General features: G+C 73.8%; 8 protein-coding genes. All 8 read right to left on the bottom strand.

Annotated features, from left to right (window positions below; genetic code table 11):
* Nucleotides 1-170: 170 nt before the first annotated feature.
* The 8 genes from ACZ3HQ_RS08920 to ACZ3HQ_RS08885 all read right to left on the bottom strand — a co-directional run bounded on the left by ACZ3HQ_RS08920 (nt 171) and on the right by ACZ3HQ_RS08885 (nt 14,366).
* On the bottom strand, nt 171-2,108 hold the full coding sequence (locus ACZ3HQ_RS08920; RefSeq protein ID WP_467509007.1) for a S9 family peptidase: 1,938 nt from the start codon (nt 2,106-2,108) through the stop codon (nt 171-173).
* A gap of 476 nt (nt 2,109-2,584) precedes the next feature.
* Nucleotides 2,585-3,190, bottom strand: coding sequence for an LOG family protein (locus ACZ3HQ_RS08915; protein ID WP_467509006.1), 606 nt, complete (start codon nt 3,188-3,190; stop codon nt 2,585-2,587).
* A gap of 161 nt (nt 3,191-3,351) precedes the next feature.
* On the bottom strand, nt 3,352-4,908 hold the full coding sequence (locus ACZ3HQ_RS08910; RefSeq protein ID WP_467509005.1) for a tetratricopeptide repeat protein: 1,557 nt from the start codon (nt 4,906-4,908) through the stop codon (nt 3,352-3,354).
* Between the two features lie 39 nt (nt 4,909-4,947).
* Complete coding sequence (locus tag ACZ3HQ_RS08905; protein ID WP_467509004.1) at nt 4,948-6,966, bottom strand: M13-type metalloendopeptidase; 2,019 nt, start codon at nt 6,964-6,966, stop codon at nt 4,948-4,950.
* On the bottom strand, nt 6,963-8,624 hold the full coding sequence (locus ACZ3HQ_RS08900) for an MFS transporter (RefSeq protein WP_467509003.1): 1,662 nt from the start codon (nt 8,622-8,624) through the stop codon (nt 6,963-6,965). The genes ACZ3HQ_RS08905 and ACZ3HQ_RS08900 overlap by 4 nt, the downstream gene beginning before the upstream one ends.
* Before the next feature lie 16 nt (nt 8,625-8,640).
* Complete coding sequence (locus tag ACZ3HQ_RS08895) at nt 8,641-9,843, bottom strand: cupin domain-containing protein (RefSeq protein ID WP_467509002.1); 1,203 nt, start codon at nt 9,841-9,843, stop codon at nt 8,641-8,643.
* A 1,457-nt stretch (nt 9,844-11,300) separates the two neighbouring features.
* Nucleotides 11,301-12,485 (bottom strand): cupin domain-containing protein, encoded by a 1,185-nt coding sequence (locus tag ACZ3HQ_RS08890; RefSeq protein ID WP_467509001.1) that lies wholly within the window; start codon nt 12,483-12,485, stop codon nt 11,301-11,303.
* A 1,689-nt stretch (nt 12,486-14,174) separates the two neighbouring features.
* Nucleotides 14,175-14,366: a hypothetical protein gene (locus ACZ3HQ_RS08885; RefSeq protein WP_467509000.1), complete on the bottom strand. Its 192-nt coding sequence runs from the start codon at nt 14,364-14,366 to the stop codon at nt 14,175-14,177.
* Between the last annotated feature and the right edge of the window lie 507 nt (nt 14,367-14,873).

Here is a 14,873-nt window from a genome sequence, read left to right as displayed (position 1 = left end):
AGGCCGGCCGAGGGGGCCGGTGACGGCCCGATCCGGGGCCGAGCCCGGCGGGGCCGGTGACGGGCCCCTGGCCCGGCGTGGCCGGTGGGCCCTGGCCGGGGCCGGCCGCGCGGGGCCGGTGAAGGCCCGGGGCCGGCCGCGCGGGCCGGCGGCGGGGCCGGTGGGGTCGGTCAGAGGTGGCGGTTCCACCATTCGAGGACTGCTTCGAAGCGGGCCACCCGGTGGCTGGGCAGGCCGGAGCGGGACAGGTCGTGGCCCTCGCCGGGGAACAGGAGCAGCTCCACGGGGACGTTGCGGGTCTTCAGGGCGACGAACAGCCGCTGGGCCTGCTCCATGGGGCAGTGCCGGTCCTCGTCGGACTGGATGATCAGCATCGGCTTGGTGATGGAGTCGACGTAGGTCAGCGGGCTCTTCTCGGCCCAGCGGGCGGGGTCGGCGCCGTACAGGGCGATCGCGACGTTCACGCCGTCGTCGCTGGAGGCGGCGTAGCTGTCCACCGCGTACAGGCCGCGCTCGCCGATGAACGCCTTGAAGCGTTCGCCGTGGTGGGCGGCCATCCAGGCGGCCATGTAGCCGCCGAAGGAGCCGCCCATCACTCCGACGCGGCTGCCGTCCAGGTCGGGTGCCTGCAGGGCGGTGTCGAGCAGGGCGAGGAGGTCGGGGGAGGTCTTGCGGGCCAGGTCGTCCACGACGTGCATGCCGTGTTCCTGGCCGTAGCCGGAGCAGCCGCGGGGGTTGCCCAGGACCACGGCGTAGCCGGCGCTCGCGTAGACCAGGGCCTCGTCCAGGGCGGCGGGGCCGTTGAGGGTGTAGCCGAACTGGGTGTAGGGGCCGCCCTTGATCTGGAGCAGGACGGGGTGGGGGCCTTCGCCGCGGGGGCGGACGATCCAGCCCTGGAGGTCGTAGCCGTCCTCGGTGGTGGCGGTGAACTCCTCCACGGGCAGGACGTCGGTCTGTTCGGTCAGGCGGGGGCCGAAGCCGGTCAGCAGGTGTTCCTGGCCGTCGCGGAGGCTGACCAGGTCGCCGGCGCTGGTGGCGCTGGAGACGACGGCGGCCACGACGAGGCCGTCGGGGGTGTCGGTGGCGGCGTAGGCGTTGACCTGGCGGGCCCCGGTGATCAGGGGGGTGGGGGTGGTGCCGTCGTAGGGGACGAGGAGGAGGTGGACCTCGCCGCGGTGGTCGGCGGCGAAGAGGACGCCGTCGGCGACGGGGTGGATCATCTGGCTGGCGAAGCTGAGGTGGTAGTCCTCGTGGGTGAGGCGGCGGGCCGGGGCGGTGCCGTCGACGGGGGCGGACCACAGGCCGTAACTCATGGTGGCGAACGCGTTGTTGTTCTCGTCCAGTGGTTCGGCGGCGAAGCACAGGGTGGCGCCGTCGGGGGCGAAGCGGGGGCAGCCCAGGATCAGGCCGCCGCCGGTCAGGGCGCGCAGGCCGCTGCCGTCGGGGGCGCACACCCACAGGTCGTTGCGCAGGTCGTCGCCGGCGCCCTGGTGGCGGGCGGCGGTGAAGGCCAGGAGCCGGCCGTCGGGGCTCCAGGAGACGTCGGCGTGGTCGAAGTCGCCGTCGGTGACCTGGACGGTGGCGGCGGCGGGGTCGTCGGCGAAGGGGTCGGTGACGAAGAGGTGGCGGGGCCGGTCGACGGTGAACCCGAAGCCGTCCGCCCAGTAGCGCAGGGTGGTGATGCGGCGCGGCGGCTCGCTGTGGGGGGCGCCGGTGTAGCGGCCGGGGGCGGGCACGCGGGCGGTGTAGGCCAGGCGGGTGGAGTCCGGGCTCCACACGGGCTGTCCGGCCCCGATGGGGTGGCTGGTGACGGGGCGGGCGTCGCCGCCGTCCAGGGGCAGCAGGTGGATCTGGCCGGGGCCGGAGGGCCCGGGGCGCAGGAAGGCCAGGTGGCGGCCGTCGGGGGAGAACGCCGGGGCGGCGTCGTGCGGGCCGCGGGTGAGGAGGCGGGCGGGCCGGCTGCCGTCGGTGGCGGCCAGCCACAGCTCGGACACATACCCGTCGGCGGCCAGGTCGGGGCGCGTCACCGCGACCGCGGCGAACCGGCCGTCGCCCGACAGTGTCGGCTTTCCCAGAACAGGAAGGAGATCAATGTCTGTGAACTTCATGCCCCCGAATTTAGGGGCAGCAGGAAAGGCCGGTCAATGGTGGTGGAATTGAACAGCAAAAAGGCGCGAAGACAGTTTTTCTTGTCTTCGCGCCCGCATGTTCCGTTGTATTTTTTTATGTTGCGGCGGAGGGGCGTTCCCGGGTATCCGGGGCGCCCCTCCGGCCGCAGCAGGTGATTACTGGATGTTGACGTAGTACGAGGTCGCGAGAAGCTCGGCGGAGGTCTCGATGAACTCGATGTCGTCGAACGCCACGGTGTTCTCCATGATGCTCACTCCTTTACCTGTCTCGGTTTCCGCCGGTGTTTTCCGGCGGTGATGAAATATTCGCCCCGGCAGGGCGCCGGCGTCAACTGCCGTTGTTGCCGGGAAAGTTGGACACCATTCCTGGACGTTTTTCTTCCGGGAAAACGCGTGAGGGCGCCCCCGGGCCGCGTGTGCGGCCGGGGGCGCCCTCGGGCAGGGTGCGGGCGGGGTCAGGCGGTTGCCGGGACCGGCTCGGCGCGGGAGGCCGTGAGCAGGTCGATGGCGTCCTCGACGGTGCGGCCCTCCTGGATCAGGCGCCGCTCCCCCGCCTTGAGGAAGCCTTCCTGGACGAGGTGGTCCAGCATGCGCAGCAGGGGGTCGAAGAAGCCGTGGTGATTGACCACGACGATGGGTTTGCGCATGAGCGAGAGCTGGTTCCAGGTCGCCACCTCCAGCAGCTCGTCGAGCGTCCCGAATCCTCCCGGCAGTACGGCGAAACCCGCAGAGAGCCGGTACATGAGCGCTTTGCGTTCATGCATGGAACGCACCAGGAAAAGCGCGCCCGGCGCGTTGTCGGCGCGTTCGCGGTCGTGCAGGAAACGGGGCACCACTCCGGTGACGTCGCCGCCGGCGTCGATGACGGCGTGGGCCACCGCGCCCATCACCCCGACCCCGCCGGCCCCGTAGACCAGGTCCAGGCCGCGGCGGGCCAGCGCGGTGCCGAATTCGCGGGCGAGCAGCAGATGGGCGGGGCGGGCGCCGTCGCGGGCGCCGCAGAACACGGCGATCTTCTCGCTCTGCTCGATTTCGGGGGGCATTTCTATGACAGCGGACATCTCGGATTCCTTCGGAGGTCGGTTGGCTCTGGCGTGTGCGCCATTTCCCGGGTGGTGCCTTTGCCGCGTGCTCGGTGCCGTGCTCGGTGCCGTTGCCGTGCCGTGCCGTGGTGCCGTTGCCGTGCCGTGCTGTGCTGTGCCGTGGTTTCCGGCCGTGGTTCTCAGGTGAGGGCCGCGAGGCGGCGTTCGACGGAGGCGGCCTCCCCCGGGCGGTGCTGGGCGCGGTACACGGCGGCGGCCTGCTCCCAGACGGTGCGGGCGTCGCCGGGGCGGCCGGTGGCGGCGTAGCTGTCGCCGAGGCGGTCCAGGGCGCCGGCCTCCTGGTAGGTGTTGCCCAGGGCCCGGCACAGGGCGAGGGCGGCCCGGTAGGCGGCCGCGGCGTCCTCGTGCCGGCCGCTGTGCTGGGCGAGCAGGCCCAGGCTGTCCAGGGCGGCCGCTTCCCCGCCCCGGTAGCGGTGGCGGCGCGAGAGGTCCAGGGCGCGGGTGCAGTACCGCTCGGCGTGGGCGGTCTCGCCCAGGCGGGTGAAGTACCAGCCGGCGGCGTTGAGGGCGTCGGCCTGGGCCGTCCACTGCTGGGCGCGGGCGAACAGTCCCGCCGCGCAGATCGCATGGGTCAGCGCGGGGGCGTCCTGCCCGGCCATCTCCTCGGTCCAGGCCAGGATGTAGTACGCCCACGCCTGCGGACCCGGCCTTCCGTGGCGCTCGGCGATGCGCACCGCCCGCTCCAGATGAGCCACGGCCTCACGGTGGCGGCCGGCGCGGCTGGCGGCCTGCCCGGCGTAACGGTGGGCGGTGATCTGCGCCTCCGGGTCGCCCAGGGCGTGCGCGGCGCGCAGGGCGTCCGCCCACTGCTGCTGCTGGAGAGCGGTGTGGCCGCGCCGGACATAGTGCCCGTTGAGGCAGGCGGCCAGGTGGAACACCGTCCACCGCTCGCCGGTGTCGCGGGCCAGTTCCCGCACTGCGGTCAGGGTGGTGTGTTCCTCGTCCAGCCAGGCCAGCGCCGCCTGCCGGGAGGCGAAGGTCTGCGGGGTACAGCCCGGCTCCAGGGGGGCGAGGGGGAGGTGGGGGTGGTGGGGGGCGACGGTGCGGTCCGCGTGGTGGGCGGTGTGCAGGTAGTGGCCGGCCAGGCGGCGCAGGGCGGCGCTGTCGCCGGGGCGGGCGGCGGCCGGGTGGGCCGACGGGGCGGGGCGCGGGCGGTAGCGGCCCGGCGCGGTCCGCTCGCACAGGCCGCCGGCGGTGAGGCGGTCCAGGAGGGCCGCCGCCGCGGGCACGGTGACGGCCAGCAGGGAGGCGGCCGCGGGCACGGCGATGTCCGGGCCGGGCACCAGGCGCAGCAGATGCCAGACCTGCCCGTCGCCCGGCGCGTAGCAGGGCCGCACCCGCGGCTGCCCGGACACCGCCCGCACGGGCACGGGCGGCACGGGAGAGTCCCGTACGGGCGTGTCCCGTACGGGCGTGTCCCGTACGGGCGTGTCCTGCGCGGCGGGCGCGGTGGGGGCAGCGGGCGCGGCGGGCGCGGGAGTGACCCGTACGGGCGTGCCCCGTACGGGCGTCTCCTGCGCGGCGGGCGGCGTGTCCTGCGCGGTGGGCGGTGCGGACCGGGCGTCGGACCGCACGGCCCGCGCGGGCGGCGCCGGGGTGTCCCCGGACGGCGGCGCGGCCTGGACGGCGGGCGCGGCGGCAGGGCGGGCCTGGGCGTGGGCGGGGGTGTGGGGCATGGTGTGCCTCCTTGACGGGCCGTCGGCCGGCCGTGCCGGTCACAGCAGCGTGAACCGGTCCTCGGGCGGGATGAACATCGAGTCGGTCTCGGTGACGCCGAAGGCCCGGTAGAACGCCGGGACATGGCCGAGGACGGCGTTGCAGCGCACCTGGGGCGGGGCGTGCCGGTCGTGGGCGAGCCGCTCGCGCATCCGGCCCGGCGTGCGCTTGACCCGCCACATCGTGGCCCACAGGGCGAAGAACCGGCGGGTCTGCGCCTGCCGTCCGGCCCGGTCCAGGCAGGAGGCGGCGAGGTGGGCGGCGAACGCGGTGTAGGCGACGGTGAGGCCGGTGATGTCGGCGATGTTCTCCCCCGCGGTGCGGGCGCCGCTGACGTGCTCCCCGTCCAGCCCCTCGGGCACGTAACCGTCGTAGTGGCCGATGAGGAGGGCGGTGCGGCGGGTGTACTCGGCCCGGTCCTGCTCGCTCCACCATTCGCGCAGCCGGCCCTCGCCGTCGTAGCGCGAGCCCCGGCTGTCGAAGGCGTGGGACATCTCGTGGCAGACGACCGAGCCCAGCAGGGCGAAGTTGCGGGTCATGTCGCCGCCCGCGTCGAACAGCGGCGGCTGCAGCAGGGCGGCGGGGACGACCACCTGGTTCAGGCCGTGCCGGTAGTAGGCGGTGACCGCCTGCGGCGCCACCTTCCACTCCCCCCGGTCCACCGGTCCGCCCAGCCGGCCGAGCTGGCGGTCGAAGCAGCGGGCGCGGCCCCGGCGCACGTTGCCCAGCAGATCGGCCGGGTCGGTGCGCAGCGCGGCACGGCCGGCGGTGTCGCGGGGGTGGCCGAGTTCGACGCGCAGGGCGTCCAGCTTCGCCAGCGCCGCCTCCCGCGTGTCCGGGCCCATCCACGCCGCCTGCTCCAGGCAGTCCCGGTAGGCCGCCCGCAGGGCGTCCACCAGGTCGGCGGCGGCCTTCAGGGTGCCGGGCGCGAGATGCCGGCGCAGGTAGCGCTCGCCCACCTCGTCGCCCAGCACGCTCTGCACGAAGGACGTCGCCCGCATCCAGCGCGGCCTTGACGCGCGGGAGCCGGTGAGGACCTGGCCGTAGAAGCGAAAGTTCTCCGCGAACAGGGCGGCCGGAGCGAACGGGGCCGCCTCGTGCACCCGCAGCCACAGCAGCCACAGCTTCAGATCCTCCAGGCTGGTGGTGTTCCACCAGGTGTCCAGCGCCGGGCGGTAGGGGCCCGGGCGGATCTGGAGGCGGGCGCCGGGCGGGATGTCGCCGAGGCCGTCCAGGAACGCACCCCACGGGAAACCGCCACCCTCCTCGGCGCCGGCCGTGCCCGTGGTGCCGTCGGTGGTGCCGGTGCCGTCAGTGCCGTCGGTGGTGGTGGTGAGGTCGGCGGCGGTGGTCACCAGGGCATCGGCCCGGATACGGCCGGAGGCGTCGGGGCGGGTGTGGGCGGCGGCCAGCGCGCACTCCACCCGCACCGCCGCCCGCGCCGCCTCCCCCGGCGCGGCCTGGCCGGCCAGGTCCAGGACCGCCTCCACATGTGCGGCGTACTGCGCGCGCAGCGCGGCGTGGGCGGGCTCCAGGTAGGCGGCCGGGCCGCCGGGCAGCGCCAGACCGGACTGGGTGAGGGTGAGCAGATAGCCGCGGGCGCCGGTGGTGTCGGCCTCCACGGTCGCCTCCACCGGCCCTCCGACCCCCTCGCGCTGCAGCCGGCCCATCAGGCGGGCCAGCTCGGCACGGCCGGTGACCGCGCGCACGGTATCCAGGAGGGCGGTCAGGGCGGCGGGGCCGCGCTCGGCGATGCCCGCCTCGTCCATGAAACTGGCGTACAGGTCGGCGATCTGCCGCCCCGCGCCCCCGGTGGTCCCGGATGAGGCGGTGTCGCGGATCACGGCGACGACGTCGTCCTGCACCTTCTCGCCCAGCAGGGACAGCAGGGTCGCCTCCGCCCGGTGCTCGGGCAGCCGGAAGGCATCCAGCCAGCGGCCGTTGACATGGGCGTGGAAGTCGTCCTGCGGCCGGACGTCCGGATCGGTGTCGACGTCGTACGCCGTGACCGCGCTCACCGGGAGGCGGCCTTGTCCGGGACGGGACGGGACGGGGCGGCCGGGGCCGGGGCGGCGGGCTCCGCGGCGGTGAGCGTGCCGGCGGGCGGGGCCGGGGCCGTGCCGGCGGGCGGGGCGGTGAGCGTGCCGGCGGCGGGTTCCGCGGCGGTGAGGCCGGCATCGGCGCGGGTATTGCCCGCGGCGCTGTCCGTGGCCGGGGCCGGGACGGTGTACGTCGCTTCGGGGCGGGCGCTGCCCGAGGCCGGGGCGGGAGCGGGGGCCGTGCCTGTGGCGCCGGGGCGGGCACTGCCCGAGACCGGGGCCGGGGCGGGGGCCGTGCCTGTGGCGCCGGGGCGGGCACTGCCCGAGACCGGGGCGGGAGCGGGGGCGGTGCCTGTGGTGGCCGGGGTGGGGGCGGGCTTGCTGTCGGGGGCGGGGTTGGGGGTGTGGGTGGTGTGCAGCAGGGCGCGGTGGAAGACGAGGACGGCGAGCAGGGAGCAGGTGCCGGCCAGGAGGAAGGCGTAGCGGGGCTGGATGAAGCCGAGGATGACGCCGCCCATGAGGTAGCCCAGGGCGGGGCCGGTGTTGGAGACGGCGCCGAGGGCGGCGAAGGCGCGGCCGCGGTGGCTGTCGGGGACGCGGAGGTTGATGACGATGTGGGTGACGGTGGCCTGGGCGCCGTTGCCGAAGCCGCCGATGAGGTAGCAGGGCACGATCCACCAGGCGCCGGGGGCGAGGCCGGTGGCGAGGATGCCGACCGAGATGCACACGAACGAGCCGATCAGCAGGGCCTCGTGGCTGAGTCTTTTGATCCGGCGGACCAGCAGGGCGCCGGGGACGAGGCCGGCCATCCAGGCGGACATGATCAGTCCGTAGGTCTCCTCGGAGCCGCCGAAGGTGTCGCGGACGTAGAAGACGATGAGGACGTTGATGATGCTGGCGGCCGCCATGACGACGCCGCTGACGGCAAGGATGGAACGCAGGAAGCGGTCGGTGCTCACCCGGTACACCGGCCCGGCGGCCTTCTCCCCGCTGCCGGGGCTCTGGGCGGCGGGGGTGGTGTGGTGCAGGCGGGTGCGGATGGTCAGGGCGCCGGCGACGACGACGGCGAAGGAGGCGGCGTCCAGCAGCAGGGAGACACGGACGCCGAAGTGGGCGGTGAGGAAGCCGGCGATGCCGGGGGCGATGACCATGCCCGCCATCGCGGTGGTCTGGGAGATCGCCGAGGCGCGCGGGACGTTGTCCTTGCCGACCATCGCGGCGGGCAGCCCGGCGAACACCGGGTGGGTGAAGGCCAGCCCGGTGGACAGCAGTACCGCCAGCACGATCAGCAGGACGGGGGCGGTGGTCTGTGTCATCGCCAGGCAGGCCAGGATCTGCAGCGAGGCGACCGTGACGATCAGGCGGCGGCTGTCGAAGCGGTCGGCGAACCGGCCGGTGAGCGGCGCGAGCAGCGCCGGGGGGACGGCGGCGGCCAGCAGGAGGGCCATGACCGCGTACGATCCGGCGCCGCCTGCCTGGAGCAGCAGGGTCAGGGCGGTGGCGGCGGCGATGTCGCCGGCGAAGGACAGCCCCCGCATGCCGGCCAGGACGTAGACGTCCCGCCAGGCAGGGGCCGCCCCGGCGGCGGCCGGGACGGCGGCCCGGGGGGCGGGGGCCGGTCGGGTGGTGTCGGTCATGGTGGGGTGTCAGCTCCTAGTTGCGGTCGGCGGTTTCCAGCACGCCCAGACGGGTCAGCCCCTGGGCGACGTGCACGGAGCGGGCTTCGTCCACGCCCGGGAAGAAACGGGCCGCCGGCACCGCGCGGCCGCCCTCCAGGCCGCGCAGGGCCTCGGCGACGGCGTCGGGCACGGCCAGGCGGTGGCCGTTGACGACCAGGGCGCTCCTGGCGCCGTCGCTCGGCCCGATCTCCAGCGGCACCGGGCTGCGGCGCAGCAGGGCGGCGGGGGTGAGGGCGTCCGCCGACGCCAGGCGTTCGAACTCCCGGGGCCGGCCGGCGCCGGCGCGGGCGCGGCCCGTCTCGCGCAGCCGGTCCGTCTCGGCGGCCGGATCGGTGCCGGCCAGCAGGCCGGCGAGCCGGGCGGCCAGGTCTTCGAAGGCGGCGGCGGTGTCGGGGGCGGCGGGGTGGGCCAGGGGCGGGAAGCCGTCGAACCGCGGGTCCTGCAGCAGGTCGCGGACCGTCTCGGCCAGCAGGTCGCGCCAGCGGCGCGGTTCCACCGTGACCGACAGGTGCAGGGACACCTGGTCCTTTGCGGCCGCTGCGTGCGGGGTTCCGTAGGGCAGGTACAGGACGTCACCCGCACGCAGCGTGGTCTCGATGGCGGGCGGGCCGAGGTCCTCGGGCCGGTGGGAGGCCTTGTCGGCGCGGCGGCCGGCCGGCGGTTCCCAGATCCGCCAGTCCTTGGTGCCCTCGATCTGGAGGACGTAGACGTCGACCGGGTCGTGGTGGGGGGCGTAGCCGTCCTTGCCGGCGGGGGTGAGGAAGGCGACGACCTCGCTCGGGCAGGCGAAGGTGTGGGCGAACAGGTCGGCCAGGCGGCGGGCGGCGGGCAGGAAGTGGTTCAGCGCGTTCCAGGTGACGGTGCCGCCGGAGCGGAACAGTTCGTACACCTGCCCGGCCACGACCGTCTCGGCCAGCGCCGCGCCGCGTTCGGTGACGGTCCGGGTGTAGGCCTTGGCGGGGACACCGCGGCCGTCCTTGGCGATACGCAGGTAGGCGGGCGAGACGGTCTCCATCGCGACGATGTCGTCGAGTTGCCGCACCGACACCAGATCCCGGGCCCGGCCGTCCAGGGCGCCCCTGCGCAGCAGCGGCTTGCGGTTGAAGTACTCCTGGAAGAAGACCTGGCGGTCTCCGACGAGGTCTTCGAAGCCTTGGGGGGTCGTGGATGTGTCCACGCTCTTCGCCTCCAGCGGACGGGGTGGGGCCAGGGGTGGGAACTGTGGTGCCGGTGCGGGGACTTGAGAGGGGGGGCCGGGGCCGACGGGACGCCACCCCCAGGGGGGCGCGGACGGGGTGCGGTCCCCCAAAAGGGGGGGCGGGGTGCGGGGCGGTGCCCCTAGGGGGCGGGCGGGATGCGGTCCCCCTAGGAGATGGGGCGGGCGCGGTCCCCCTAGGGGATGGGGCGGGTGCGGTGCCCTGGGTGGCGGGGCGGGGTGCGGTCCCCCAAAAGGGGGGCGGGCGGGGTGCGCTCCCCCTGGGTGCGGGCGGGGTGCGGTCCCCCTAAGGGGTGGGGCGGGGTGGGGTGTCCTGGGGGCAGGTGACGGGGTGGTGCTCGGTGCTCGTCCTGCCCGGGGACGGTGCTCGGGGTGCGACTGCCGGTGCGGTGCCCCTCCCCCCGGAGGGGGCGGGCGGGTGCCGTGCCCGGGATTCAACTTCAGCGGCGGTGACGGGTGTTCAACTTCAGGGACGGTGACGGGTGTTCAACTTCAGGGGCGGCAGGTGGTGCCGGGTGTTGCAGGCCGGGGCTGTGCCCGGTGGACGGGAGCCGGCGCCGTGCCCCTGGGATCAGCTACCGGGTGGGTAAAGGGTGGTACGTGCCGGAGGCGGGGCCGGGGTCTGCGAGCCCGGCGCCGTACCCCGAGGGGCTCAACTACCGGGTGAGTAGCGGGTGTTACGTGCCGGGGTGGGACTCCGGGGTTTGCGGGCCGGTGCCGTACCCCGAGGGGCTCAACTACCGGTTGTGAAGCGGGGTGTTACGTGCCGGGGGCGGTACCCCGGGGTTTGCGGGCCGGCGCCGTGCCCTGCGGGGCTCAACTACCGGTTGTGAAGCGGGCGTTAAGCGGCGGTGCGGGGCCGGTGCTTGCGGGCCGGCGCCTTACCCTGCGGGGCTCAACTGCCGTTTGGGAAGCGGGGTGTTACGTGCCGGGGATGCCCCGGGGTTTGCGGGCCGGTGTCGTGCCTCGGCACTCCCCCTTCGGGGCGGTGTCCGGGGTTCAACTGCCGTGGGCGGTAACGGGGATGGTGCATCCCCCCTTGGGGGGCGCCCCCCTGTTCACGAGAGCGTGTGGAGTACCGGGTACCGGGGCGGTGGCCGGTGTACACGTACCGGGGCGGGCAGTCCCCCCCCGGGGGGGGTGGTGCGTACCGGGGTGGCCGGTGCTCTGGTGCGGGTGGCGGGGCCGGCGGCCCGGCAGCAGCCGGTGGGAGGCCGCTGGTGCCGGCCGGCACACGGCCGGCGCCGGGTGGTGTGCCGGCGGGGCCGGGTGGTGTGCCGGGGGCCGTGGCCCTGGTGGGCTCGTGTGCCGGTCCGGGGCCGGGCGGCCGCCTGCCAGGGGTGGTGCCCCGGTGGTCACGGGCCGTGTCCGGTGCTCCGGTCCGGGACCGGGCGGCCGCCCGCCGGGGGGCCGGGGTTTCAGCGGGGGGCTACTTCGAGGACGCCGAGGCGGGTCAGGCCCTGGGCGGCCTTGGTGGCGCGGTCGGCGTCGACGCCGGGGAAGATGTCGCCGGCCGGGACTTCGGCGGCCTCCAGGCCGGCGAGGGTCTCGGCGACCGGGGTGGGCACCGCGATCTTGTGGCCGTTGACCGTCATCTGGGTCCGGCCGCCGTCGTTCGCGCCGAACTCCACCACGGCCGCCGTACGGCGCAGCAGCACCGCCGGGGTGATGCGGTCGGTCTCGGCGATCGTCTGGAAGGTGGTGCCGTGCGAGCTGCCCGGCATGGTGCGGCCCAGGTCGGCCAGCCGGTCCAGCTCGGCGCCGCTGTCCAGGGCGTCCATCCGGGCGGCCAGAGCGGCGATCTTCTGCCGGAACAGCGCCTCGGTACCGGCGTCGCGCAGGGCACCGATGTGCGGGTACTGGTTGAACTCCGGGCTGGAGGCGGCCTGTTCGAACGTCTCGCGCAGCAGGTCCTTCCACATGCGGGGCCGCATCATGATCGACAGGTGCAGCGACACCTGGTCCTCGGCGGCGGCCGCGTGCGGGGTGTTGTAGGGCAGGTAGAGGACGTCGCCCGGCTCCAGGAGGACCTCGATGACCGGCTCGCCGAGCTCTTCGTCGGTGTAGGAGGCGTTGTCGCCGTCCCGCTGGGCGGGCAGGTCCCACAGCTTCCACCGCTTGGTGCCCTCGAGCTGGACGATGAACAGGTCGACCGGGTCGTGGTGCGGGAGGTAGCCGCGCTTCTTGGTGGGCGTCATGAACCCCACCACGTCGGTGCGCACGGCCATCTTGTCGCTGATGACGCGGGTGAAGTCCCGCAGCTCGGGCACGATCTGGTTCAGCGAGCACCAGGTGACCGTCGCGCCGGCCCTGAACAGCTCGTAGATCTTCTCCGGCACGACCGTGTCGGTGATGTTCACACCCTGCACGACGACACTGCGGGTGTAGCCCTTCTCAGGCACCCCGGAACCGTTGTGGTTGACCTTGATGTAAGGCGGCCGGATCGATTCCATGTGCAGCAGCTCGTCGAGCTTACGGACCGACAGGATGTCCCGCACATCGCCCGGCATCGCGTTCTTCCGCAGCAGGGGCTTCTTGTCGAAGTACTCGGCAAAGAAGACCTTTTCGTCCCCCACCAGATCTTCGAATGTGAAGTCGTACATTGCATTCCTTTCAATGCCCGATGGCGCGGACGAAAACCCTCTTTTATGCGGCGGAGGGGCGGCAGCCTGTAGACGGGCCGCCCCTCCGGCCGCATCAGCAATTACTGGATGTTGACGTAGTACGACGTCGCCAGCAGCTCGGCGGAGGTCTCGATGAACTCGATGTCGTCGAACGCCACGGTGTTCTCCATGCTGTTCACTCCCTCTTGTTTCCCGGTCATTCCCGCCGGGGTGTTCCGGCGATGACGAAATACTCACCCCCAGCCAGGCGCGACGTCAACGGACCAAAAACCTGAACACCAGAAACCCACGAGATCCCGGATATCCAGAAACACACGAGACGCCAACACCAGCACCAACACAGGCAGAGGCAGGGGCAGGGGCAGGGGCAGGGGCAGGGACACGGGCAGGGGCAGGGGCAGGGACACGGGCAGGGGCAGGGGCAGGGGCAGGACGAAGAGAAGAGACACAACACGCCACACGCCAGGGGGCACCGGGCACCGGGCACCGGGCACCGGGCACCGGGCACCGGGCACCGGGCACCGGGCACCGGGCACCGGGCACCGACAACGGTCCACGGGGCGACGGGGCGACGGGGTCAGGATGTTCAATTGCGGACGGGCGCAGTTGGACACGGAAGACCGGGGCCGGGCGGACCCCGGCGAAGGCCGCCCCATGCCAGGTGAGAACCGGTAACGGGCACGTGGCGGCAGGGCACAGGGGGGCTTCCCTCCGTAGGCGAGAACGGGGCCCTCCGCAGTAGCAGGGAAGGCCTCCCTTCCACCGCGCCGGGACCCGACTCCCTTTGACGACAACGCCAGGGGCGCGGGCCCTTTCACGCGGGAACCGCCGCAGAGCCGCAAGGAGCCGCAAGGAGCCGCAGGGAAAAGAGTGCTCAACTGTCGGCTCCTCGCGGCGCGGACGAGCCATCGGCAGCGGCCGGGGACTCCCTCCACCGCGCCGGGGCACGGCTGCCTTTTACGACGCCGCCGGCGCGGGCGGCCTTTTCACGCGGGAACCGCTGCGGGAAAAGAGTGCTCAACCGCGGACGAACACAGTTGAACACTCACAGCAGAGAAAACCCAGAGCCCAGATCCGCCCGGGTGGACTGCGGCGGCGGAGAACAGGTCCCCTCTTACCGGCCGGGGGGCGGCTTCCCTGTACGGCGGCAAGGCGGGACTCGTCAAACGCAGACGCGGCCGACGCAAAAAAAAGGGGGGTAACTGGGGGGCGTGCGCAATCGCATACAGCGGGCCGGCCCCCCGTCCAGGTGCCCTGCCGGGTGAGAGGCGGCGGGACACGCTCCCCCGCTTTTCAGCGAGCAGCTCCCTTTTCGGCGCCGGGGACACGCCTCCTTTTCTACACACACGACCGAAGAGGTCACGGGGGTTCAACTGCGGACCGGCTGAACGGCACACGCCGGCCGAACCGGACCCCGCAAATCCCCGCCGGCAGGCGCGGCAGCGGAAACACAGACCCACTCGCGACAACAGCCACAACCCTCTTGGAGCGACAACGGCCACAGCCTTGCACCCGGGCACAGCCTTCTGAGCTCCGGCACGGCCCCTTGGCTCGGGCACGGCCTCCTGGGCTCGGGCACGACCGGAAGAAAGAGGAAGGTCCCCCTGCGGACGGGCGCAGGGGGACACACATGGCCTTCCGCCAAGACCCTGGGGGCCCTGGGTGGGGTCAGGCGCCCAGGGAGGAGGGGTGGGCCAGGCCGGAATCCGGCAGGTCCAGGTCCCGCAGTTCCTCCGCCAGCACACGCCACCCCTCGGCATACCCCTCGGCCAGCTCGGCCAGCGGACGCCGGCAATGCGCGGGAACGGCGTCCAGGACCCGCCGGCGGTCCCGGACCACCCCCGCACACGCATCCAGCATCCGCAGCACATTCCGTCCCGCATCATTCAGCCGCAACGACGGATCCCGCCGCAACGCATCGAAAACCGCCAGAAGCTCAACAGGACTCCTCAAATCCCCGGAACGGGACCGCCGGACCGGCCGGCCCGGCTGAGCGTGCGCGCGTACCAACGGCGTCACCCCCGCCGACACCCCACCACCCGCAGCCCCCACCCCACCAGACCCAGAAGGCCCCGCAGACCCGGAAGGCCCGGCAGACCCGGAGGGCCCGGCAGACGCACCCTGCACCCCGGCCACCCCGCCACCGGCCGCCCCGCCGCCGGGCTGCCCGGCAGACCCGGTCACCCCGCCGCCGGACATCCCCGCAGACCCAGCCACCCCGGTCACCCCGCCGCCGGACATCCCGGCAGATCCGGCAGGCCCGGCGGCCGGCACCCCCGCCGGCACCGCCGAAGAACCCCCCGCACCCGCAGCACCGGACAACCCGGCAGCCGCGTCCGGGCCGGCGACACGCACCACCGCCACCCC

Source organism: Streptomyces sp. NPDC018263, from assembly GCF_055562575.1.
Note: the sequence above shows the minus strand (reverse complement) of the source record. Positions and strands in the feature narration are given on the sequence as shown.